This is a genomic window from Fructilactobacillus sp. X8R1C1, from assembly GCF_059900945.1.
The window spans coordinates 43,519-67,577 of record NZ_JBWXVH010000006.1 but is presented as its reverse complement, the minus strand read 5'-3'; the positions used below and the strand labels follow the sequence as shown (position 1 = coordinate 67,577).

Annotated in this window: 23 protein-coding genes and 1 other annotated feature; of the genes, 9 read left to right on the top strand and 14 right to left on the bottom strand. The window is 39.4% G+C overall.

The genetic code is table 11. The features are described 5' to 3' along the window. The first annotated feature begins 20 nt into the window (after positions 1-20). Positions 21-653 carry a DUF805 domain-containing protein gene (locus tag AC6UD1_RS06540; RefSeq protein ID WP_500707625.1) on the top strand — a complete coding sequence of 211 codons (633 nt, stop codon included), beginning with the start codon at positions 21-23 and terminating at the stop codon, positions 651-653. Between the two features lie 48 nt (positions 654-701). Here the strand turns inward: AC6UD1_RS06540 and AC6UD1_RS06535 are convergent, their stop codons facing one another. From AC6UD1_RS06535 to AC6UD1_RS06505, 7 genes are all read right to left on the bottom strand, one after another. Further along, the gene (locus AC6UD1_RS06535) at positions 702-1,361 is read right to left on the bottom strand and encodes a zinc ribbon domain-containing protein (RefSeq protein ID WP_500707624.1); all 660 of its coding nucleotides are present in this window, start codon (positions 1,359-1,361) and stop codon (positions 702-704) included. 17 nt (positions 1,362-1,378) lie between these two features. Next, positions 1,379-1,771, bottom strand: a complete 393-nt coding sequence (locus tag AC6UD1_RS06530; protein ID WP_500707623.1) for a zinc-ribbon domain-containing protein — start codon at positions 1,769-1,771, stop codon at positions 1,379-1,381. 144 nt (positions 1,772-1,915) lie between these two features. Then, on the bottom strand, positions 1,916-2,830 hold the full coding sequence (locus AC6UD1_RS06525; RefSeq protein ID WP_500696373.1) for an ABC transporter ATP-binding protein: 915 nt from the start codon (positions 2,828-2,830) through the stop codon (positions 1,916-1,918). Then, the gene (locus AC6UD1_RS06520) at positions 2,823-3,872 is read right to left on the bottom strand and encodes an ABC transporter ATP-binding protein (protein WP_500695433.1); all 1,050 of its coding nucleotides are present in this window, start codon (positions 3,870-3,872) and stop codon (positions 2,823-2,825) included. The genes AC6UD1_RS06525 and AC6UD1_RS06520 overlap by 8 nt, the downstream gene beginning before the upstream one ends. A 14-nt stretch (positions 3,873-3,886) precedes the next feature. Then, entirely contained in the window at positions 3,887-4,915 is a 1,029-nt protein-coding gene (locus AC6UD1_RS06515; RefSeq protein WP_500693317.1) for an ABC transporter permease, read from the bottom strand. Further along, the gene (gene opp3b / locus AC6UD1_RS06510) at positions 4,915-5,847 is read right to left on the bottom strand and encodes an oligopeptide ABC transporter permease (protein WP_500707622.1); all 933 of its coding nucleotides are present in this window, start codon (positions 5,845-5,847) and stop codon (positions 4,915-4,917) included. Before opp3b ends, AC6UD1_RS06515 begins: the two co-directional genes overlap by 1 nt. Before the next feature lie 16 nt (positions 5,848-5,863). Then, the gene (locus AC6UD1_RS06505; protein WP_500707693.1) at positions 5,864-7,504 is read right to left on the bottom strand and encodes a peptide ABC transporter substrate-binding protein; all 1,641 of its coding nucleotides are present in this window, start codon (positions 7,502-7,504) and stop codon (positions 5,864-5,866) included. A 366-nt stretch (positions 7,505-7,870) separates the two neighbouring features. On the opposite strand from AC6UD1_RS06505, the gene AC6UD1_RS06500 reads away from it, so the two are divergent. From AC6UD1_RS06500 to AC6UD1_RS06480, 5 genes are all read left to right on the top strand, one after another. Next, positions 7,871-9,220: a C1 family peptidase gene (locus AC6UD1_RS06500; protein ID WP_500707621.1), complete on the top strand. Its 1,350-nt coding sequence runs from the start codon at positions 7,871-7,873 to the stop codon at positions 9,218-9,220. Between the two features lie 57 nt (positions 9,221-9,277). Then, positions 9,278-9,534 (top strand) — a binding site (T-box leader). 74 nt (positions 9,535-9,608) lie between these two features. Beyond that, positions 9,609-10,448 (top strand): MetQ/NlpA family ABC transporter substrate-binding protein, encoded by an 840-nt coding sequence (locus AC6UD1_RS06495; protein WP_500696375.1) that lies wholly within the window; start codon positions 9,609-9,611, stop codon positions 10,446-10,448. Between the two features lie 9 nt (positions 10,449-10,457). Further along, positions 10,458-11,513: a methionine ABC transporter ATP-binding protein gene (locus tag AC6UD1_RS06490; protein WP_500707620.1), complete on the top strand. Its 1,056-nt coding sequence runs from the start codon at positions 10,458-10,460 to the stop codon at positions 11,511-11,513. Continuing rightward, the gene (locus tag AC6UD1_RS06485) at positions 11,513-12,217 is read left to right on the top strand and encodes a methionine ABC transporter permease (protein WP_500695429.1); all 705 of its coding nucleotides are present in this window, start codon (positions 11,513-11,515) and stop codon (positions 12,215-12,217) included. Before AC6UD1_RS06490 ends, AC6UD1_RS06485 begins: the two co-directional genes overlap by 1 nt. A 31-nt stretch (positions 12,218-12,248) precedes the next feature. Further along, entirely contained in the window at positions 12,249-13,397 is a 1,149-nt protein-coding gene (locus AC6UD1_RS06480; RefSeq protein WP_500707619.1) for an ArgE/DapE family deacylase, read from the top strand. Between the two features lie 123 nt (positions 13,398-13,520). Here AC6UD1_RS06480 and AC6UD1_RS06475 read toward each other — a convergent pair whose 3' ends face one another. Continuing rightward, positions 13,521-14,849: an enolase C-terminal domain-like protein gene (locus AC6UD1_RS06475; protein ID WP_500707618.1), complete on the bottom strand. Its 1,329-nt coding sequence runs from the start codon at positions 14,847-14,849 to the stop codon at positions 13,521-13,523. Positions 14,850-15,020: 171 nt separating this feature from the next. Here AC6UD1_RS06475 and AC6UD1_RS06470 point away from each other — a divergent pair, with 171 nt between their 5' ends. Beyond that, entirely contained in the window at positions 15,021-15,911 is an 891-nt protein-coding gene (locus AC6UD1_RS06470) for a LysR family transcriptional regulator (RefSeq protein WP_500707617.1), read from the top strand. 37 nt (positions 15,912-15,948) lie between these two features. Here AC6UD1_RS06470 and AC6UD1_RS06465 read toward each other — a convergent pair whose 3' ends face one another. Both AC6UD1_RS06465 and AC6UD1_RS06460 read right to left on the bottom strand, forming a co-directional pair. Beyond that, positions 15,949-17,076 carry a lactonase family protein gene (locus AC6UD1_RS06465; RefSeq protein WP_500707616.1) on the bottom strand — a complete coding sequence of 376 codons (1,128 nt, stop codon included), beginning with the start codon at positions 17,074-17,076 and terminating at the stop codon, positions 15,949-15,951. A gap of 18 nt (positions 17,077-17,094) precedes the next feature. Continuing rightward, positions 17,095-18,312 carry a mandelate racemase/muconate lactonizing enzyme family protein gene (locus AC6UD1_RS06460; protein ID WP_500695424.1) on the bottom strand — a complete coding sequence of 406 codons (1,218 nt, stop codon included), beginning with the start codon at positions 18,310-18,312 and terminating at the stop codon, positions 17,095-17,097. Between the two features lie 346 nt (positions 18,313-18,658). On the opposite strand from AC6UD1_RS06460, the gene AC6UD1_RS06455 reads away from it, so the two are divergent. Both AC6UD1_RS06455 and AC6UD1_RS06450 read left to right on the top strand, forming a co-directional pair. Beyond that, on the top strand, positions 18,659-19,639 hold the full coding sequence (locus tag AC6UD1_RS06455) for a hydroxyacid dehydrogenase (RefSeq protein ID WP_500707615.1): 981 nt from the start codon (positions 18,659-18,661) through the stop codon (positions 19,637-19,639). Between the two features lie 19 nt (positions 19,640-19,658). Further along, a complete protein-coding gene (locus tag AC6UD1_RS06450; protein WP_500707614.1) occupies positions 19,659-21,056 on the top strand; it encodes an SLC13 family permease in 1,398 nt (465 codons plus the stop codon). 92 nt (positions 21,057-21,148) lie between these two features. On the opposite strand, the gene AC6UD1_RS06445 is transcribed toward AC6UD1_RS06450, so the two are convergent. From AC6UD1_RS06445 to AC6UD1_RS06430, 4 genes are all read right to left on the bottom strand, one after another. Then, entirely contained in the window at positions 21,149-21,295 is a 147-nt protein-coding gene (locus AC6UD1_RS06445) for a hypothetical protein (protein ID WP_500695421.1), read from the bottom strand. A gap of 68 nt (positions 21,296-21,363) precedes the next feature. Then, entirely contained in the window at positions 21,364-22,032 is a 669-nt protein-coding gene (locus tag AC6UD1_RS06440; protein WP_500707613.1) for a type II toxin-antitoxin system death-on-curing family toxin, read from the bottom strand. Between the two features lie 88 nt (positions 22,033-22,120). Continuing rightward, positions 22,121-23,209 (bottom strand): baeRF3 domain-containing protein, encoded by a 1,089-nt coding sequence (locus AC6UD1_RS06435; protein WP_500707612.1) that lies wholly within the window; start codon positions 23,207-23,209, stop codon positions 22,121-22,123. An 80-nt stretch (positions 23,210-23,289) separates the two neighbouring features. After that, positions 23,290-23,949 carry a TVP38/TMEM64 family protein gene (locus AC6UD1_RS06430; protein WP_500696383.1) on the bottom strand — a complete coding sequence of 220 codons (660 nt, stop codon included), beginning with the start codon at positions 23,947-23,949 and terminating at the stop codon, positions 23,290-23,292. Positions 23,950-24,059 lie beyond the last annotated feature (110 nt).

Here is a 24,059-nt window from a genome sequence, read left to right as displayed (position 1 = left end):
CATACTATGGAGGTTTTACGATGGATGACACCAAGCACTGTCCCAATTGTGGCAAGTTGTTAAAGGCGGATGTTAAATTCTGTCCTTATTGCGGTCAAGCTCAACCCGAGATGGCTGATGCCCAAAGTAATCAAAGCACTGATAATCAACAGGCTAATTATGGTTATCAAGAAACTAATAATGAACAGCAGACTTATCGGCCAGAATCCAATAATAGAGCGGATATTCGCTCGAAATATTCATCACCTAACATGATTACATCGTTTAAGGATTTATTTGGGAACATGTTTCATATTTCTGGAAGGATGAGCAGGGCGTCGTATTGGTGGTCATACTTAGATGTATGTTTAATTACAGTTGCTTTTTATTTCTTGATGTTTGTGTTCGGTAGTATAGATTCTTCGGTGGCATACGCGATTACAATATTGATTGGAATTGCATTTCTTGTTTTTGGTGTTGCCGCGGGTATTGCACAAATCACTTCTACGTGTCGTAGATTTCATGACATCAATTATTCAGCTGGTTTCTGGTGGTTACAACTGATTCCATTTGTTGGAAGTATCATCGTTTTCATTTTCATGCTGTTTAGCTCTGTGGACGAAGGCAATCGCTTTGGCGGACCAGATGTTAGCTATTTGAAGAAATTAAAATAGTTAGTAAAAAAACACTGCTTAATGGGCAGTGTTTTTTTATACAGATTATTATTGTTGTGGACCCATAATAAAGTGTTTTCCTGATTTCATATTATCTCCCCAATTTATATTAATAGCGGTTTTAGTTAGGTGGAAAGTATCAGTGAGACTACTAGCTAATTGTAAGGGGAGTTTTTTAGGATCTTCGTTAGAATCGTCATTGTTTAGAACTTTATACATGTAAAATGACTGATTTTGGTGTGGTAATTTGGCCTTGATCAAGTAGAAGCTACCATAATTTGCATTCTTTTTATCGTTTGGATGCTTTATGTAAAATTTATATGATTTGTCTTTCGTATTATACATTAACGTGGCATGTGCTTCATTAAGTTCATCACTTAATGAAGCTCCATTAGGTGCATCATTATCAGGACGTGCTGTATGATTAATCGACTTAATCACGCTACTAGCATTCGTATCCTGATTAGGGAAAACATGGCGCGCCCTAAAGTAGAAATTCAAACCGAAAATAACGGCAAGAACGACCGTTCCAATCCCACCTAGCAGTTTCTTCAAGTTACTTTTATTGTTTTGGGGATGATTCTCAGTCGGACTGGTTTTGGTTTGTTGCTTGGTTGTCTGAGGTTGCTCAGCTCCACAATACGGACAAAAGCTCGCGTCTTTTTTGATCTTTTTACCACAGTTGACACAAAACTTTGTATTATTCATTAGATTTCATCCTACTTTCAAAATACTTGTGAACCCATGACCATCCCGAAAATAATTCCAATGATCATCAAAACGACTGACGCAATTATCAAAATAATTCCAGCATTTTGGTGGTATTTGAGTTCGATTGCGCCAAGCACAATTCCAATAATTCCAAACACGATGGGGACAAAGAGGGTCGACAAAACGGCGGAAATCCAACCGAACACCAGTAGAAGGGTACTGATGGTTTTGGGATTGCCCTGATTGCTAGTAGTCTGGGGTTGCATACTTGCTGGACTTGGTTGTGACTCATTATGCGGGGTCGAATTGATTTCTGGCTGTTTGGCACCACAATATTGACAAAACTTCGTTTCTTTGGGAATCTTCTTGCCGCATTTAACGCAGAATTTTTCGTTAGTGTTATTCATTGAGATAAACCTCCATCTTGTGATTGAATTAATTATTCACATTAATAATACCATTCCCTTGTTACTCCCGCAATTGAAGGCTGAATTAAGAGAAATAAAAAACGTTCGACTGAATTTATTTTCAATCGAACGTTTTTGAAACGGCTATTTGTATTGTTGGGCTTCCTCATCACTACAGTAGAGCCAGTGACCAGGACGGACTTCCTGAAGGTATTGGTCTTCTTTAAATGGTTGACTGTGGTCGAACTTGATAATCTTGTGCTGTTTCTCTGAGTGTGGGTCAGGAACTGGTACTGCTGACAACAAGCTCTGGGTGTATTTATGAAGGGGATGGTTGTATAACTCATCGGTATCAGCCATTTCCACGATTTTACCAGCATACATGACGGCGATTCGGTCACTAATGTACTTTACCATTGAAAGGTCATGAGCGATAAATAGGTAGGTCAGACCTTCTTTTTCTTGAATGTCCTGCATTAGGTTTACGACCTGAGCCTGAACGGAAACGTCAAGGGCGGAAATTGGTTCATCAGCGATGATGAACTTCGGTTTAACTGCTAGGGCTCTAGCGATTCCAATTCGTTGTCGTTGACCACCAGAGAACTCGTAGGGGTAACGACTGGCATGTTCTTCGTTTAGGTTAACGAGGTGAAGGAGCTCTCGAACTCGGTTATCTCGTTCATCAGAATCTTTAACCAGGTGATTGATATCAAGGCCTTCGGCGATGATGTCCTCCACTTTCATTCGGGGGTTCAGTGAGGCATACGGATCCTGAAAGATCATCTGCATCTGACTACGCAGGTTTTTCATCTGTTTTCGTTTTAGCTTCGAGATGTTTTGCCCCTCAAAGTCAATTTCACCATCAGTGGGGTCGTATAAACGAATGATGTCTCTTCCGGTCGTACTTTTACCAGAACCAGATTCACCAACCAGTCCCAGCGTTTCACCAGGATAAATGTTGAATGAGATGTCGTCAACGGCCTTAACTTCATCGGGCTTTCCGACGTTAAAGTATTGTTTTAAATGTTTAACTGAAACAATGGGATCTTTTTTAGTCATGGTCGTTTTCACCTCGTTTCTTAAATTCAGCCTGGCGCTTTTGAATTGATTCCGGTGGGGTAACCTTTGGAGCTCGCTTATCTAACAACCAGGTGGCGGCGTAGTGGCTGTCACTGACCTTGAAGAAGGGTGGTTGTTGTTCATGGTCGATCTTTAAAGCGTACTTGTTACGGGCATAGAAAGCGTCACCCTTTGGTGGGTTAATCAAGTTTGGCGGGGTCCCTGGAATCGTGTTTAAGCGGTCACTCTTCATTGAGAGGGTCGGCATGGAATCAAGGAGTCCCCACGTGTAGGGATGTTGTGGATTGTAGAAAATGTCGTCAACGGTTCCATACTCGACAATCTTACCGGCGTACATGACTGCTACTCGATCGGCGATGTTGGCAACCACTCCTAAGTCATGAGTGATAAAGATAATCGACGTTCCAATTCTGTCCTTTAACTCTCTTAGTAGCTTAATGATTTGAGCTTGAACCGTAACGTCCAATGCGGTAGTCGGTTCGTCGGCGATTAGAACATCAGGATGGTCAATAATAGCCATCGCAATCACGATTCTTTGTCTTTGACCACCAGAAAATTGGTGGGGATAGTCGCGCATCCGTTCTCTCGCGTTGGGAATGCCGACTTCTTCTAGTACCTCAGCCGCCCGCTTTAAGGCTTTTCCTTTGGACATTCCCTCGTGAACTCGGAGTGGTTCAGCCACTTGATTACCGATGTTCATGGTGGGGTCCAGTGAGGTCATGGGATCCTGAGAAATCATGGCAATCTTGCCACCACGAATCTTGTCCATTTGTTTTTTGGATTCTTTTAAAATATCTTTGCCTTCAAAATCAATTGTACCGTTGGTGATGGTTTCGTTATCAGCTAGAAGACGCATGATCGTTCTCACGGTGATTGATTTCCCTGAACCAGATTCACCAACAAGGGCGAGCGTTTCTCCTTTGTCAAGGTGGAAGCTAACGTCACGAATGGCCTTCACGGTTCCGTTTAGGGTAGCAAAATCAATTGACAGGTTTTTAACGTCTAAAACTTTTTGAGCCATCTTATCTGTCTCCTTTACTTAGATTTTGGATCGAACGCATCTCTTAATCCATCTCCAAGCAGGTTGGTCGTAATCATAATGACAGACAGTACGATTGCTGGAACCCACATTTGATATGGTAAGAAATGAAAGGCCTTCTGACCATCGTTTAGAAGTGTACCAAGGGATGCGTTTGGTGCTGGGATCCCAATTCCAATGAAACTTAGGAAGGCTTCAAAGAAGATGGCCGATGGAATAGTGAACATGGTTTGAATAATGATAGTAGAACTGAGGTTTGGAATCAGGTGTTTCATCGCAATCTTGAATGGTGATTCACCAAGAGTTCTGGCGGCTAAGACGTATTCGGATTCCTTTAGTTTAAAGGTCTGAGCACGAACTAAACGTGACATGGTGATCCATCCGGTAAAGGCGATGGCGATAATGATTGAAGTGATTCCGGGTTTTAGGATTAGTAGTAATAAAACAACGACGATTAGGTTAGGAATTGATGAGAGGATTTCAACGATTCTCTGCATGAAGGTGTCAACGGCACCGCCAACCCAACCGGAGATTAAACCGTATGGAACACCAACAAGAAGGTCAACGGCTGTCGCAACAACCGCGATAAACAGTGATAACCGGGTCCCGTACAGAATTCTTGAGAAGAGGTCACGACCAAGGTAGTCGGTCCCCATGATGTAGTAGGTTCCCTTTGGAACGTGTTCTGCTTGATATGCGTTGACCATGTGGCCACCGGCTTCGTGAATCCCATTTAGACCGGGGATGTTAAGTGAACCCCACTTTGGTGGTAAGTTCGCATACAGGACGTTTTGAGCGTTTGGATCGTGTGGTGAGAGGATCGGGGCGAAGATTGCGACTAGGGCGATAATGACTAAGAGAATCAAAGAAGTCATGGCAACTTTATTTCGAACTAGTCTTCGTTTAACGTCTTGAAAGTACGTTAAAGATGGGGTGTTAATTGATTCCGATTCAGTGTCCAAGTTTGAAAGATCGTCACTTGCGAACTGGAACTGATCTTCAAGTGGTGGTAAGTTTTCGGCCATTATTCTTTACCTCCGTTTCCTAGTCTGATTCGTGGATCGATGATTCCATAGAGAATATCGACAACTAAGATAATGACAACTAATAAGAATGAGTAGAAGATTGTCAGTCCCATGATGGTAGGGTAATCGTTCGTCAGAATGGACTGAACGAATTGATTACCAATTCCAGGAATTGAGAAGATGTTTTCAACCACCAGTGAACCGGTCATGATTGAAACGGCCATGGGACCAACGATGGTGATAACGGGAATCAGTGAGTTTCTAAGCGCATGATGCGTAATCGTCTTTCTTTCCGAATCACCCTTGGCTTTCGCCAGTTCAATGTAGTCACTATCTAAGACATCAACCATTTCAGTTCTCATGAACCGGGCGACGTTTGCAAGTGGAAAGGCCGCAAGCGCTAACGTCGGTAGGATACTAGAACTAAAGTTCTGCCAGAGGGCAACTGGGAACCATTGCAGTTTGTAGCCGAAGTAGTACTGAAGCAGAACGGCTAAAACGAAACTTGGAATTGAGATTCCAAGGATTGAGATGAAGGTGGCACTTGAATCAACCCAGGTATTTTTCTTGATGGCGGCAACGGCACCAAGGATGATGCCAAGAACCGAACCAACGACCATGGCTTGGGTACCAATCTGCATTGAAGGACCAATGTCATGGGCAATCAATTGAGTAACTGGTTGGTTGTTAAATTGAAATGAAGTACCTAGATTTCCGTGGAGTAAATTTCCCATGTAGATTAAGTACTGATCCCAAAGTGATTTGTTTAATCCGTACTTTTGGTTCATTATTGCGATTTGACTTGGCTGGAGTTTTGCCTGGTTTGAGTAAGGCGTACCGGGTAAAAATTTCATCAGGAAGAAGGTAACCGAAGCAACAATGAATAAAGTGAGGATTAGGTAGAAAATTCGACGGATGATGTATTTAGTCATTTTAATTTACCTCTCTTTATTTCTTGTAGGTAGCCGCGAGATTGAAATTCCCGTTTGGTGACAGGTTGTAATTGTGAACGTCGCTTCTGGTAAGAGCAGCGGTGTTTTGCTGGTAAAGTGGAACGACTCCCTCTTGCTTAGTCAAGATGGTCTGAGCGTTCAGGAGGTTCTGCCAACGGGCTTGATAGTTGCCGGCGTTTTTATCAGATGCTTGTTTGATCTGTTGGTCGAACGCTTTATTGGACCAGTGACCATCGTTCATAGCGCCACCGGTTTCAAAGAGGTTCAAGAAGGTTACTGGATCTGGGAAGTCGGCGTTCCAAGCTGAGACAACCATGTCAAAGTCCCCACTAGATGAACGTTGAAGTCGGTTCTTAAACGGCACGTTTGAAAGGGTGACCTTCAATCCAGGTAGTTTCTGTAGTTCAGCTTGCAAGAACTCGGATTGCTTTAGGGACGAATCGGTATCGTCACCCAACAAGGTTAAGTTGAGGTTTTTCTTTCCGGTCTCCTTTAGACCCTCAGTCCAAAGCTTTTTAGCTAACTTGGGATTGTAGTCGTTATAACTTGCGTCCTGTTTGCTTTGGCTTTCGTTTTTGAAATCAACTCCAGTTTGTTTGTTCCAACTCATCTTAGCTGGAACGACACTTGAATCTGGTGTGGCGGTTTTACCTAACACTTGGTTAGAAAGGAGCTGACGATTGATGGAATGACCAATGGCTTGTCTAATCTTGGTGTTCTTGAAGAACGGATCCTTCTTCTCGTTCATCTCAATGTAGAAAGTACTTGAAGTTGGTTTCGTTGAGAAGTCTTTTTCGTTTTTCAGTTGGTTAGCTGAATCACCGGTTAGGCCGTTGTACTGGTCAATTACGTGACTAGAGTACAGGTTCAAGCCGGTGTTAGGATCTTTAACAACGTAGTACTTAACGGCGTTCAATCTAATGTTCTTTTGGTTCCAGTACGAGTTATTCTTGCTCTCAGTCCAGGCGGTGTTTCCGACCTGCCATTTATCTAACTTGAATGGTCCATCGAATACCATGTCCTTACTGTTTAATCCATATTGACTTCCAGCCTTTTCAACCACTTTTTGGTTGAGTGGCAAGTATGACGCACCAGTTAAGAGAGAATTGAAGTAGGGAATTGGTTGCGACAGGTTAACTTGTAACTTATGGGGACCAATGGCCTTAACGCCTAAGGTCTTTGGTGAAGCCTTCCCGTTGGTAATCTTGTCAGCGTTTTTAACTCCCTCAAAAATGTAGGAGTATTGAGAAGCCGTCTTTGGATCAACGATTCTTCTCCATGCGTAGACAAAGTCATACGCGGTCACGGGGTCTCCATTTGACCATTTAGCGTTTCTCAGATCGAAATTATACTGAGTTCCACCTTTGGTTGGGGTAACGATTTTGGTCGCAATGCCAGGTTCAATCTTGCGGTTATTGTAGCGATAAAGACCTTCCATCGTGTTGTTTAGGTTTTGCGCTCCAATACTATCCGTTACCATACTTGAGTCCATCGTAGAAATAATATCGCTGGAGTTGACTGCCATGTCCTTACTCCCCGATTTACTACTTCCAGAAGAACAACCAGTAAGCATTAGCGCTAAAGCGGCACCAATGAATGCTACTGAAAATATCTTCTTATGGTTCAAATGAAACACCTCCATGTTTGCTGTTTTGCTTTTTGTCGAATATACGCGCGTGTTTCACAAAAGTAAATACGTTTTTTATATTTTTCTTAAGAATCTTAATAAATCTTTAAAGCAAGTGACGTTATATCAACGTTTTTGCTTGACGTTACAAAACTTGTGACATGAGTAAGGGGAGCTAAATAATGAAAATGATACACATCTTTGATTATGTAACTTTTAGCGGATGAGAATCCCTTTGTGATGGGGTTTAGTTATGCAAGTTTTTGATTAACGATTGAAATTGAGGTTTGATTAGGATTGGTCAAGTTAAAAGTGTCTCAAACGAGAGGACAAGTGATACAATACTGACAAGAAAAATATTAAGGAGTGATCATTTTGGATAAGAAAGCAATTAATCCGCAAGACCTGGAATGGTATGAAAAAAGTTATGAAGACAAAGACGACAGTCTGGTCTTAGAACGGGCCGTTTCTCATAATGGAATTAACAATAGTGCTGCTGATTACAAGGCTGATGAAAAAATGAAACGAGTTTTCTCGGTCGAAGTTCCCGAACAACACGTTGCTGATCAGAAGCAAAGTGGAAGGTGCTGGATGTTTTCAGCACTTAACACCATGCGTTTTAAGATTGCCGAAAACTACAAGGTTTCACCAAAATTTGAATTATCACAGAACTACGTTAACTTCTGGGATAAGTTTGAAAAATCAAACTACTTCTTAGAAAACGTGATTAAAACCGCTGATCAACCATTAGGTTCACGCAAGATCGACTTCTTAATGGAAACCCCACAACAAGACGGGGGCCAATGGGACATGTTGTGCGCCATCATTGAAAAGTACGGAGTTGTTCCAAGTTCAACCATGGTTGAAACTTACAATAGTAATCGCTCTGATGAATTGAATCAGACTTTAAACCTGAAATTACGGCGGGATGCGGAAGAATTGCGTAAAATGGTGAAGGACGGTGCGACGGAAGGAAAGCTTGAATCAACTAAGAGTGAGATGCTAAACGATGTTTACCGCATTTTGGCATACTCGCTGGGTCGCCCAACGAAGCGCTTTGATTTTGAATACCGTGATACTGACAATAAGTACCACATTGATAAGGACCTGACTCCGAAAGAATTCTTTGATAAGTACGTCAACATCAACCTGGAAGACTACGTTTCATTGATTAACTCACCAACTGGTGACAAGCCCTTTGATCAGACCTACACGATTGAAATGTTAGGCAACGTGGTTGGTGGCAGACAGGTTAAGCATTTAAACCTGAAGATTGATGAATTGAAAGACTTAGCTATTAAGCAATTAAAAAACGGTGAAGCGGTTTGGTTCGGCTGTGACGTTGTCCAAGATTCTGACCGTAAAAAGGGCATCATGGATACGCACTTGTACCACAAGGATGCTTTGTTCAGCACTGACCTGAAGATGAGTAAGGGTGCAAGACTTGACTACAAGGAAAGCATGATGACCCACGCCATGGTAATTACTGGCGTTGACCTAGTTGATGATCAACCAACCAAGTGGAAGGTTGAAAACAGCTGGGGTGAAAAGGTCGGTGAAAAAGGTTACTTCGTCATGAGTGACGACTGGTTCAACGAATTTGTTTACCAGACCGTTATCAACAAGAAGTACATGTCTGACAAGCAACTTGAGGAACAAAAACAGGCACCTAAGATGCTTGAACCTTGGGACCCAATGGGTTCACTAGCTAGTTTTAAAAAATAATTAAAATTTTTGTTGACAGATATTGGTCGACGGATTAGTATACTTACAACAAATTAAATAAACGAGATGGAAAAGCTGAGTACCCGTTGAATTTTCTAAGAGAGTCTCTGGTCGGTGTGAAGGGATGAGATGAATTCGGGGAATATGGACTTTTAATCATTTACTGGCAAGAATTTCGAACCAGCGACGGGGTTGCTACCGATATCATCGCAAGGCTCTTCTAGTTCAGACGTCGACTAGAGTAGTCTTTGAGGCAGTTACTTGAAAGGGTAACTGTAAACTAAGGTGGTAACACGAAAGCATTCGTCCTTTTTAATTAAAGGGCGGATGCTTTTTTTATTTAATTTAATGAATTAAGCAATCAAATAAAAATTAGGAAGTGGACATCATGAGGAGAAGTACTAAGTGGATTATTGGAATTATCATTGTGGTTGTGATCGTTGGGTTAGGTTGGTTTAGTTTTGCCAGACACTCGGCTGAGAGTAAAAAGACCGTTAACGTCGGTCTAATGAGCGGCTCTAAATCAGACGATGAGATTTGGAAGTCAGTCGCTGAGACTGCCAAGAAGAAGTATGGGGTTAACATTAAGTTCACCCACTTTACTGATTACACGCAACCCAACAAGGCTTTGACTCAACACGAGATTGATTTGAACTCATTTCAACATTATGCCTTCTTAGATAACTGGAATAAGCAAAATCATTCTGACATTGTTTCCGTTGGTAACACCTACATCGCTCCTATCAGACTTTATTCAAAGAAGTACAAGAACGTTAAGGATATTCCGGATGGTGGGACGATTGCCGTTCCAAACGATACTTCCAATGAGAGTCGTTCGCTTTACCTCCTTAAGAACGCGGGACTTATCACTTTGAAAAACCAGAAGGGCTTTTTAGGATTAAACGCCATTCAGAGTAATCCGAAGCACTTGAATTTCAAAGAAGTGGATGCATCACAAACCCCACGAGTACTAAACAGTGTCGATGGTGCCGTTATTAATAATACTTACGCCGTTCCCGCTCACTTAGGTGATAAGGAAACAATCTTTACCGAACCACTCAACAATGATTCGAAACAGTGGATCAATTTGATTGCTGCTAACAAGGACCAGAAGAATAACAAGAACTACAAAGACGTTGTAAAATCATTCCAGACCAAGAAGACCGAGCAACTGGTCAAGAAGTATTATGGAAACACCGAAATTCCTGCTTGGAATCGTAAATTTTAGGAGGAACTAATGAGTAATAATATTGTGCAATTCAAGGACGTCTCAGTTACGTTCAAACAAAAAAAGAATGTGATTCACGCCGTTTCCGACGTATCGTTGAAAATTCCCAAAGGTGAAATCTTCGGAATTGCTGGCTACTCCGGTGCCGGTAAATCGACGTTAGTTCGAACCATTAACCTGCTACAAAGACCAACCGACGGGGAAGTCGATGTGTTTGGGAAAACCTTCTATAAAAAAGAAGGCGACCAAGTTTCTTCAATTAATACGAAAGAGTTGCGTGACGAACGGCGCCAAATTGGGATGATTTTTCAACACTTCAACTTACTTGAGGAACAAAATGTCCAACGCAACGTTGAATTCGGATTAAAGCACAGTGGTCTAAAGGAAAAAGAACGTGAAGCGAAAGCCAAGAAGATGCTCGACATTGTTGGTTTGGGTGATTACCTAAAAGCCTATCCATCCCAACTCTCTGGTGGTCAACAGCAACGAGTAGCGATTGCTAGAGCGCTCGCTAACGACCCTAAGATTTTGATCTCTGACGAAGCCACATCTGCACTTGACCCTAAAAATACCGATCAAATCTTGGATTTACTGAAAGAATTGAACGAGAAATATGGCTTAACGATTATTCTGATCACCCATGAAATGGAAGCCATCAAACGCATTTGTCAGGAAGTTGCCATCATGAGTCAAGGAAAAGTGGTTGATGTTGGTAATCTACTTGATATCTTCGTTGATTCGAAGAATCCAACTACCAGAAAGATTGTTGGAAACAGTTTCAACGCACTTGAAATCTTGAAGTCGATGAACATTGACGTTAACAAGCGAAATCTAGTTCAGTTGACGTATCTATCAGATGACATTAGCGATCCAATCATCGTGAGCTTGTACGAGAAGTTCCATATTTCGGCAAGTATCATCTACAGTAATATTGAAAAATTGGGTGAGCAGGTCGTTGGAACGTTGATTGTTGATTTACTTGGAAGTCAAGAGGATCAAGAAGCAGCGGTTAAGTACCTTAATGGTCAAGACATCAAGGTCACTGAATTGAAGGAGGCAGAATAATGGGAGCTTGGTTTGCAACTCATTTTCCCAACGTGGTTTCACAGGGATTAAATGGTGAAGAAGGCTGGATTACAGCCGTTAATCAGACAATTTACATGACGTTTTGGTCCGCAATCTTTGGTGGAATTGCAGGAATCATCTTTGGAGTTTGTTTAGTGATTTTTGCGGATAACGGGATTATGCCGTGTCATCCACTGTTCTGGATTATCGACAAAGTTGTTTCGCTATTCCGAGCCGTTCCATTTATCATCTTGCTGGCCTTCATTGCCCCAGTGACGCAAAAGATTGTTGGAACCCAAATTGGAACGACGGCCGCTTTAGTACCTCTATCAGTCGGAGTCTTTCCGTTTTATGCGCGGCAGGTTCAAGTCGCCCTGGAGAGTGTCGATCATGGCATCATTGAATCAGCGGAATCACTAGGGGCCACGAACTGGGACTTAATCTTCGGCGTGTACCTTAGTGAAGCGCGTTCAGAGTTGATTCGAGTATCAACCGTAACTTTGATTAGTTTAGTTGGTTTAACCGCAATGGCCGGTGCCATTGGTGCTGGTGGTCTTGGTAACATGGCCATCTCATATGGGTACAACCGTTTCGCAAACGACACGACCTTGGTCGCAACAATCCTAGTTGTCATCATGGTTCTAATTATTCAAGTTGTTGGTGATGTCTGGGCTAAGTTTGCTAACCACGCCGATCGCGGTTAATAAATAAGAATTTAAAGAAGGGTGTTTAAGAATGGAAAAAGCAGAGAAAATCAAAATTCTACAGGATTTAATTCAGATTAAGTCCGTGAACGGTAATGAAATTGAGATCTCAGAGTACTTGTCGAAGCTGCTGAAAAAGCACGGTATTGACAGTAAGATTTTTCCGTTTGGCGACGGTCGTGCCAACCTGATTGCTGAACTTGGAACTGGTGAATCTGGGAAAGTACTGGCTTTAGAGGGACATCAAGACACAGTGGCAGTTGCTCATCCGGAAAATTGGAAGCATGATCCGTTTAAGGGTGAAATCGTGGGTGACAAGATCTACGGTCGTGGTGCCGCTGACATGAAGAGTGGGCTAGCGGCCGAGGTGATTGCGCTCTGTGAGTTAGCTGATAAGGGCGAAGTTCCTGATGGGAAGATTCGTTTGATTGCGACTTCAGGAGAAGAATTCGGTGCTCCTGGTGCTTATAAGATTGAACCAAAGTATATTGATGATGTGGACGCTATGATTGTTGGTGAACCTTCCGATGGTGATGTCACCTACGCTCATTCTGGAAGTCTGAACTATCAGATTACTAGTACTGGAAAACCAGCGCACAGTTCGACTCCTGATTTGGGTTTGAACGCTATTACGGGTTTGGTTAAATACATTCAAGCTGAGCCGGATTTCTTCAACGATTTACCAGTTGATCCAGTGCTTGGCAAAGTCCAACACAGTATCACCGTCATTAACGGTGGGGAACAGGTTAATATCATTCCTGGTTCGGCTAGTTTGCTTGGAAATGTCCGTCCGACCCCTGCATTTAATAACGACAACGTGATTGAATTGATTCAAACAATCGTTGATAAAGTGAACGACGAGACCCCATATCACCTCGAATTTAAGTTGGTTCACAACTTTTATCCAATTGAAACCGATAAGGACAATCAGTTCGTCCAGGATGCTTATGAGGTTACCAAAAAGGATTATCAGAATCGCAAGCCCGAGTTGATTGTCAATAACGGTGCGACTGATGCGAGTGTTTACGTTCAGGAAAACGACAAAATGGCCGTGATCTTATTAGGTCCCGATAAGAACAACACGTCACACCAGATTAACGAGTATACGACACTTTCGAGTTATCTTGATACGATTAATGCTTATCAAGATATTGCGAACGATTTCTTTGCAAAAAAGTAAAAAAAGGCCTTGAACTGTGGAGTTCAAGGCCTTTTTGTGTGGTTAGTTATATTTTAGAAAGCATTTTAATATATCTACAATTGTTGAATACAGTAATTTGTTGCTTTGCGTGAATTGTTTATATTAGCGAACTAAGGCAGGTCGTTTTGGATCAAACTTCCAACCTGGGATCAGATATTGCATTGCCTTTGCATCGTCACGTGCACCAAGTCCTTTGTCAATGTAAAGTTTATTTGCGGCTTTAACAGCATCCATATCAAGTTCTATTCCAAGGCCTTCGTTTGTGTGTGGCACAGTGATTTTCCCATTTTCAATTTTATATGGATTCTTAGTTAAGTTTTGACCATCTTGCCAAATCCAATGAGTATCGATATCGTAGACATTTCCCGGTGCAGCTGCTGCAGTATTAACGGCCATTGCTAACGAGATATCGAAATGATTGTTGGAATGAATGCCCCAATTTAAATCGAATGCTTCACATAATTGTGCAACTCGAACAGCACCTTCCATTGTCCAGAAATGAGGATCGGCTAGTGGGATTGAAACTGCGTTTAATGCAATGGCATGAGACATTTGACGCCAGTCCGTATCCACCATATTAGTTGCGGTTGGCATATGAGTTTTTTTCAAGAATTCTGAAAGAATTTCACGTCCAGAAAATCCATCTTCAGCACCACAAGGATCTTCAATATAATGCAGAACACCTTTAAGTTCACCAGCATACTTTAAAGCTTCTTTCAATGACCAGCTGCCATTTGGATCTAGATCGAGTTTTGCAGTGGGGAATGCTTTATGGAGAGCCTTCATTACTTCAACTTCTTTTTCACCGTCCATAACTCCACCCTTTAATTTAAAGGTTTTAAAACCATAGCGATCCTTTGCAGCTCTTGCTAATTTAACTATTGATTTAGCATCCATAGCAGGTTTACGACGTAATTTACCCCATTCATCAGAATTATCATCGTCTTTAATATAGGGTAAATCTGTCTTTGAAGGATCACCAATAAAAAATAAATAACCTAAAATACCAACATTTTCACGTTGTTGGCCGTCACCTAATAATGCAGCAACGGGAACGTGAAGGTATTTACCCATTATGTCTAAAAAGGCAGTTTCTACAGCAGTAATAACATGAATCGTCGTACGTAAATCAAAAGTTTGTGTTCCACGACCACTTGCATCGCGGTAACCATACTTTTTTTGTATTTCTTGAAGCACATGTTTATAGTTTCCAATAGAACTACCTAAAACAATATCTTTTGTGTCATTTAAAGTGTTGGTAATTGAATGACCTCCTGGCACTTCGCTTACACCAGTAAGTCCATTATTAGTTGTTAAAATAACTAAGTTACGAGTAAAGTAAGGACCATGAGCGCCGCTTAAATTCAATAGCATGCTGTCATAACCTGCTACTGGATATACCTCCATTTTTACAATTATTGGTGTTTTCATTTTAAATATACTTCCTTTGTTATTTATTTATCATTCACATAATTGTATTGTAATAGTCATAATAATGATGAAACAGTCACAAAAATGTCAGTATGGGAACCAAAAGTACATATGTATTATATTAGTTAATAATGTCACATGAGCTACAATGATAAAGTGGAGGTTTAGCTAATGGATATTAATAAATTGCATACTTTTTTGACGATTGCTAAGTACGGGAGTTTTAGAGCGGCAGCTGAGAAACTTTACTTGTCACCACGTGCAGTATCTAAACAAATGGATCAAATTGAAAATGAGTTGAAGGTTAAACTTTTTACCCGACAGAAGAATAACACTAGTTTAACGACAATCGGGCGTGAATTTATTGTCACAGCGACTGATATTTTTAATAGTTACATGGATGCATATAATAAAATTCAGTTAGAAAATACGCATGATGATCGCAAAGTCATTGTGGGATTTTCGTCACCTAATCAAGCTACTATTATGCAAAGAAAATTTTCTAATGTTTTGGCGAAAAAAGATGATATCCAACTCGAACTTCGAGAAGAAAGTGGGCAACAGTTGCTTAGTCTGGTTAAAGACGGTCAAATTCACCTAGCTGTCACTCCTGAATATTATCCGAATTTGACTTATGGAGACAATATTGGGGTAAAACGACTTATAGTTGGCAATATGGTTGTTGGAATTAGTCGATTGGATCCATTGTCTAACCAGGCAACAATTGATTTGAGTAATCTAGGTAATAGATATGTATTTTATTATAGTAATGTTCAATCAACGTATTTGAGAGATATTTTCTTCTCGAAATATAATAAGATTTTTCCTAGGGGCAATATTATACGAGTGTCTTCAATTGAGCAACGTGATATGATGGTCGCTACTAATAAAGGAATTGGGTTTTATCCAGAGCCATTGATATCAGTTGAAAATGTGCGAAATCCAATGATTAATTTCTTGAAAATAAGTGCTAAGGAAAGTTCTTATTATGCTTCCGTGCTACTTTATAATAAAAAAGAAGAAAACCCTGTAGTTCGTGATTTTTTAAAATATATTAAATAAAAAACGTGAAGCTTTTTAAAGCTTCACGTTTTGATTTTTAAGCTAGAAAATCCGTAGCCTCTACCACTCGAACACAAGCATCATGTTTAATATGGCGTTGAACTACGTGTAGAAATCCACTTTCTATATCACGTTTAAATAAAATTAAATCATTAGTATTTTGGTTTGCACAAAGAATAAAATTGCCATCTTTGCTTATTCCGAAATCTCGTGGAAAAACGCCCTCAGTTTTAATTTGTTGGTTTTTTTCTAGACGTCTTCCGCTATCTAGAACGCGATACATTGTCAAAGAATTGTGGCCTCTGTTGGAAATATACAAATGATTTTCATCAGAAGAGAGGCGAATTGCAGCAGATCCATTATGTCCGGCGTACCCTTCTGGAATATTGGAATAATCTTCGATAAAAGCTAGTTTGCCAGTTTTGGGATCGTATTCAACGACAGCAACTTTACTAGCTAGTTCTCCTAATACATAAATATAGTTGGTTTTGCTAGACATAGCGATTTGTCTAGGACCAAATCCTGGTTGCATTTTCAATTCGTAAACTAGTTTAAGCTTGGCGTTTCTAGTATCGACGTCAAAAACGAACAGCTTGTCACATCCCAAACCACAAACGATTAATCGACCGTCTGGTAGTAGTCGAGCATAGTGAATATGGGCGTGATCCTGTTCGACTTTGGGCCCGTTTCCCTTGATTGGATAGGTATTACGAGATAGGATTTGATAATTATTATCCATTTTATAAGTGTGAATAGCATTGGTATTGTAGTTTGCTGCAAATAAGATCTTGTGATTAGTATCAATTGAAATATAAGATGGAACGGTATATGTCAGTTCATTCCAAAAGTATAAGTTTTTTGTAGCATCATACGCTTCATAAGATCCATGTTGTTTTGGTAAATAGTTCTCAGAAGTGATTTGACCTGTTAAAGCATCAATAATGGCGACCCCACCTTCATTTTCGTTTTTTGTTAAAACGGTAGCGATTTTTTGATCTTTGTTGGAAAAGTTAAAAAAGGCTGGATTTTCAACTTTAGCAAGTAGTGAAATGTCAGTTATTTTTTCTTTATCAGTATCCAAAGTTGCTACGTAAAGTCCCTTTGACTGGTTGTTCTTAGTGTAATTATCACTTGTGTATCCACCTAAAATAAATTTATCGATCATGTTGGTTCACCCTCCTCGTTATTTAACGGTTATCATTTTGCTTGAAGCAATTGTTTCATCAGTTAATTCTTGACCAATTCCTGGACGATTGGGGATGTTTATGCGACCATCGACTGCTTGAAAGTCGTCGTACTTACAGGTTGAACGGTCTTTAATGTTTCTAGCGCGTTGATAAACTTCGTGAATTAAAAAGTTAGGAATAACTGCCTCAACTTGAAGGGCAGCCGCAACTGCAATTGGACTTCCACAAACGTGTACTTGGGCATTAACATCGTACGTATAAGCCATATCACAAATTTTTTTAGCTTCAGTGATACCACCACAAAGGCATATGTCAGGCTGAGCAATTTTGATTGACCGATTTTCAAAGAATGGTTTAAATCCAAATCGAGTAAAGAGTCGTTCTCCAGTTGCAATTGGAATATTAACTTTTTCTGAGACTTCCTTTGTGTTGTCAGGATTTAATGTTTGAACGGGTTCTTCATAATATAAGATATCTAGGTCTTCGATGGCTTGACCGATTTTTATTGCTGAGGTGGTATCAGAATTAGCATGCATATCAATTATTATGCCCAAATTATTTCCACCAGCTTTTCTTACTGCTTTAACCCGGTTATAAGCAACATTCAATACATGCCTAGAAATGGTCCCGCGAGTATTAAAATCTTCACGTCCACTAGGATCATTACTAAGTAGAATTGGATCGAATTTCATGGCATCGTAACCTTCTGCCATAACTCGTTTTGTAACCTCAGCATATTCATCTGGAGTATAAAGTTTTAGTTTTTTGATATTTTCACCCCAATTGTATTGTAATTGGCTAGCATAAGAACGTAAGTGATCATTCGTTTTGCCACCCAACAATTGATAAACAGGAGTGTGATAATATTTGCCTTTGATATCCCACAGAGCAATATCAATAGCACTAATTGCGGCATCAACAATAACTCCTCCAGCAATCCCCCAATAGGTGGTTGTTAGGAGTTTATTCCAAATCTTTTCAATGTTTAGAGGATTTTCTCCAAGAATAACGTGACTAAAGTCTTGTAGCATTCCAAATCCACCACGATATCCTTTTCCGTATGCTAGCCCAGCTTCACCAAATCCCGAAATGCCTTTATCGGTGTTGATGCGAATTACCAAGGGACTCCAAGCCTCTTGACTACCAGATCCATTTCCACTAAAACTTGGGTCTTTACTAGGGATTTGCATAATATCAATACTAGTGATTTTCATAATTAACCTCCTTAAAAATATAATTCCTATGCTGATAATAGTTATATTTTTATTTGGCTGACAGATACTTTTGGTTCCAATCACTTACTTATGATTCACGTTTATTATGAAAGAATTTTGTAAAAAATCAGAATACATACATTTGAAATCAATCAGCAAAAAAGATTCAGCGTAATTGGTTGTGATATTTTTTGCTATTTTAATTTGGTCTAATTATTACTACAGCTACTATTAGTTCGCCTGGAGACGTGTTGGTACCTTTATAATAGTGAATTATGTCACTTATAATCAGTTTAAAGTAACAAATTGTTATTTTAAACTGATTATTTATTAGGAGGTTACTTTTATGAAGAAAGTACTCATAAGTGAAAAAATTGATGATGCGGGTATCAAATTACTTAGAGACAATGGCTTTCGAGTGGTAATTTCACCAGATACTGATTTAGATACGATGAAAGAAGAAATTAAAGATGCTTATGCTGTTATAATGCGTTCATCACGTTTGTCAGGTGAAATGATCGCAGCGGGCAAAAAATTAAAAATCATTTCAAGAAATGGAACTGGAATTAATAACGTGGACGTGGCAAGTGCTACCAAACACGGTGTTTTGGTGGCAAAAGTAAATGGTGCCAATTCTTTTGCAGTTGCTGAATATGCTATCGCTACCATGCTGATGTTAACCCGAAAGATTGTAGCTGATGATAAAGCGGTTCGCGAAAACAAGGATAAATTAAGTAGATACGGATCCATGCCTAATTTTTCTAATGAAATGGGACTTAATGGAAACGAATTACGTGGAAAGACATTGGCGATTCTTGGTGTTGGAAGAATTGGACGTCAGTTAGCCAAATTCGCAGAAGCATTTGAAATGAATATTATTGGATATGATCCACACATTAAAGATGATCCAATAACGATGTACAAAAGTTTGGAAGATGTTTTACCAAAAGCTGATTTTGTTTCTATTCATATGCCATACACTAAAGAAACTGCCAATACTATTGGGTATAAACAGTTAAAAATAATGAAAAAATCGGCGTTTATCATTAATTCAGCTCGAGGTGGAATTATTAATGAAGCGGATTTGGCCCAAGCGTTAAACAATGGAGAAATTGCTGGGGCAGCCTTGGATTCGTTTTTGCCAGAACCTCCAAAGCCTGATAACCCTTTATATAATGCAAAGAATGTATTCATGACTTCTCATATGGCAGGGACAACAGTAGAAGCTAACCGTGCACTTGGGAAAGGGGCAGCACAAGCAATTATTGATTTTGCAAATGGAAAAATGCCCGAGTTTACTGTAAATCCAGGAGTTTTTAAACGTTAATTAGAGGAGGTGTTGAGTGATGAAGTATGGAAAGTTAGTTGCAGGTATTATCGGTTTAGTATTAGGAATTATTATTGCATTCTTTATTCCGGTGCCACACGGATTAACTCATGCTGCAATGGTTGTTTTGGCCACCCTTGTAACGGCTAATATTTTTTGGATTTTTAATGTTATTCCTAGTTTTGCCACTGGGTTACTAATGTTATCTGCTTGGGTAGTTTTTAAAGCGGTGCCGTTTGAAACTTCGTTTGCTATATTCTCATCGACCACGATGTGGATCATTATTGGTGGACTTGCATTAGGAGCCGCAGCAACTAAGACAGGTTTAATAACACGAATCGCTTATAAGATTATGTCTTATTTCCCAGCGAACTTTAGGGGTCAAACGGTGGCGTTGTTTCTTTCGGGAACAATTGTTGCTCCGATGATTCCGAGTGCTCATCCAAAGGCAGCAATGAGTACGCCAATTGCTAAGGGGATTAGTGATGCTTTAGGATATAAACCTAAAAGTGCTGCAAGTTCTGGTCTTTTTTTGGCAGCAATGTGGGGATTTTTCGTAACTGAAGGTAGTTTTTTAAGCGCAACTGCCCAAAATTATGCTTTTAAGGGGCTTTTGCCAACAAAATATCAATCTGTTCTTTCATGGGGAAATTGGTTTGTTATGATGATTCCTTGGACCATTATTATATTGTTAGTAGGTTATTTTTTATTGACATTTCTATTTAAACCAAAAAATGATACTCCAATATCCAAAGAATTCATTAATTCTCGATTAACAAAATTAGGACCAATGTCGAAAGCAGAAAAAATTACTGCAATTTCTATCTTACTTGCCATCATCATGTGGATCTTTGAGCCAGTTATAGGTATTCCATCTGCGGTTACTGCTATAATCTGGGTCAGTTTATTAGTTGCTATGGGGGTATTAACCCCCAAAGATTTTAAGACAAGATTAGATTGGTCTACTATTATTTTTATTGGTACAGTTATGGCTTTAGGGAATGTTATGCAAACTGTTGGACTGACTACTTGGTTAAGATACATTTTAAAGCCAGTTATTGGGCCGATCATTGGTAATATTTGGATTGCTGTCATTATTTTGCCAATCGTGATTTACCTGATTAAGTTTGTAGTTGTTTCTCTAATTTCAACAGGGACCCTTGTTACGCTTGCATTGCTTCCATTTGTTACACAGATGGGTTTTAGTCCAGCTCTGATTGTTATTATTGTTACAACAAGTGTCAATGTATGGTTACTTAGTTATATGAATGCGCCATTTTTGACTGGTTCGGCTGCCGTTCAAGATGGAATGGCATCTCGATCTTCTTTAGCCAAATCTTCAATTGGATACATGGTTATTAATATTATTGGAATGCTTGCTTGTGTTCCAGTTTGGCAATTCATGGGATTAGTGTAAATTAAATTTGTAAGTTAAAAATGATAGCATGAAAGCATAAAAAAGAAGCCTCCTTCGAGACTTCTTTTTATTATTAAAAACTATTACCAATTTTATATCTTAGAAAGCATCTTGAGTGCTTTTATTACCTTAGGGTTATCTGTTACTTTCTTATTAGCTTCTTCATTAATTCTTTTACGGTTTTTGGGATCCATTAATTTATCGAATAATTGGTTCAGCTCTTTATCGGTTATATTCATGTTAATTTCTCCTTTCTTAAACCATTATCTATACTTTCAATACGTGATATTTTATAAATTTAGTTTTGTCAAACGCCAAATGTAGATTGCATTAAATCTAAGTCTAAATAACAATGAGAGGTAACATATTCTTTTAATTCAGCTTGTGACATGCTTTTTTGAGCAATTGCAACGGAAATCTTATAGAGAGTCATGTCATCATGTATATCAAATGTATAATAATTATTACTAAGGAAGGTGAGGGCAGCTAACATGGCTGTTCTTTTGTTACCATTTGTAAAAAATTGGTAGCTTGCTAGGGAATGCCAAATATAAGTTGCCTTATCAATAATGGTAGGATGAAGGTCTTTATTAAATAAATATTGATTAATTTGGCCCAAAATTCGTTCTAAACCTGCCTGATCATTTAAACTGTAGATATTTTTTTCTTTAATTAGAATTTCGGCTTGTTTATTGATATTTTTCATTTCAGGTACACATAAATTAAATTGTGGCAAAGTCAAGACTAATCTGTCAGTTAAATGATTATGGACATTAGAAACTGATAATTTAAGTGCGTTTTTTTCATTGGTTATTGATTTGTAAAAATGTAGATTAATTTTTGTTATTTCTTTTATATTAAGTGTTTTTTTGAGTAATTTTTTATACTCATTAATTTGTTCTATTTTACTGTTTTGATAGTTTGTGATTATTAAGGCTTGAGGTAATTCTCTGTTTAGCTGCTCATCTATTGACATATTTAAATTCCCTTAATATACATACGCTAAAAATACATTAAATTTGCGCATAAAAAAAAGAGCTTGGTAATCAAGCTCTTTTTTAAAATTACCATCTTAAGATAGCTGCAACTTTCTTGTCAGTTGGCATATCGTCAGCAGGCAATACAGTAACGTCACCATCAAGGCCAAGAACCGTCAATGCTAATGAGTTTAATTCATTAGCTGGACGTGAACCTTCGGCGTTAACTTCAACGTCTTCACCGTTGTCTTTGCTTTGAACGTAAGCATCCTGTTGGATGATTAGGTTAGCAATTCGGTCGTCAATGGCAGCCTTCAAGATTTCATCGTAGTCATCGGTGGTCTTCTTAGCACCGTCGGCTTTGTCATAGACGTCTTTCATTGATTTCTCACCATCTGAAACGAAGTTATCATGGATGGTTTGAGCAACTTCTTGGACGTTTTCGCCAGCATTCTTAACGGCGGCATCCATTTCAACGTGTTTGTCTTCAACCACGTATGGGTTGTGAGTAGCACGGTTGAAACGGCCTTCGTCTTCAGCGTTTGCAACAACTACTAATGGATTGTGGTCCTTGTTTGAAACATGCTTTTGAACATATTTGTCAACCAATTCGTAGTATTCGTGAGTGTCCCACTTAGCTCCGTTCTTTCTAGGATCATCTTGGGTCTCAGTCTCGGTCTTGTCTGAGTCAAATGGATCTGGAGTATCGGTATCGTCATCAACAACGCTCAAGTCGTTAACGTGAAATACTTTGAAGTCGTCACGTTGTAAGAACAACATGTCAAAGTCAGGAACAAATTGGTATTGTCTTACGATTGGTAAGATTTGGAGTCTGTCTGAGAATGAGAATGCTGTTTGTGGAGCGTAGTTCAATTGAGCAACTTCGATGGAATCGTTAGTTACGTACATGATGATCCCCTTAGCAATGGTTGCCTTAGGTTGTAAAGTCTTTAAGTAGTTCTTAATTTGAAAATCATAGGCGTTCCAAAGTTCTGGTTTATATTGCTTTTGAAATGCTTTTTTAGCAGTGTCAACCAAACTATTGATTTGGGTGTTGTCTCTACGAGTATTGTCTTCCTTAGGATCCAAGGGTACAGTGATTGTTAAAACTGGGCCATTATCGGATTCCAAGTCAAGCAAGTTTTTAATTTGATCTTTTTTGTCATGCTTAGCCATAGTAAAACCTCCATTAATAAATTGTTACTATACTCTACTATATTACCATTTTTAAAAACAATTGGAAACGGGTACCTCGATTAGAGTTTATCGGTTACCAGTCGTTTAATTAAAAAGAACACAATGAGGGCAAAAACGACGATGATACCGATTAACACCATCAACTTCTTGAAACTCCCTTGCAAAATCGTGTCACCACCAAGCGAATAGATGATTGAGATGGGAATGCTTCCTAGAATCGTCGCAATCTTCACTTTCTTGTCTGGAAACCGTTTCTTATCCTGATTGGCCTGAAAACTGACTAGAAACGTTGGGATAAAGGGGATCGAATATCCGATAATCAGACCGAGGAGGGGATGCTTTAAGTGTTTAAAGTGTTTGGCATACTTATTGTTCTCATATTTTCTAGCAATCCCTTTAAATGATGAAACAATCTTAGTCGTCCCAAAGTTTCCGGCTGAAAGTCCAATCACGTTGATGATAATGCCAAGCCATTTTCCAAAACAAATCCCAGTGATAACGCCGACAACTGCGACTGGTGCCCCTGGAATCATGGTCAAGATGTACAACAAGAAGATCAATAAGACAGCATCAATTAGACCGTGGTCACGGATTTCTTGAATCGCCGTGCCGCGGGTAGCGGGATTGAACATCATTTTAATCTCTGGCCAATAATCCATGAATAGGATGTAAAAGAAGAGGACGGCGATGACAATGCCAAGGTATTTTAAAATGTCCATGCGATGTTCTTTAATGAATTCTACGATGATAAAAGACTCCTCCAAATGTTATAGCTATATCTTATAAGAAAATCTTAGCCACGTCTATTCTTTCGAAAAAAATAAGCCAA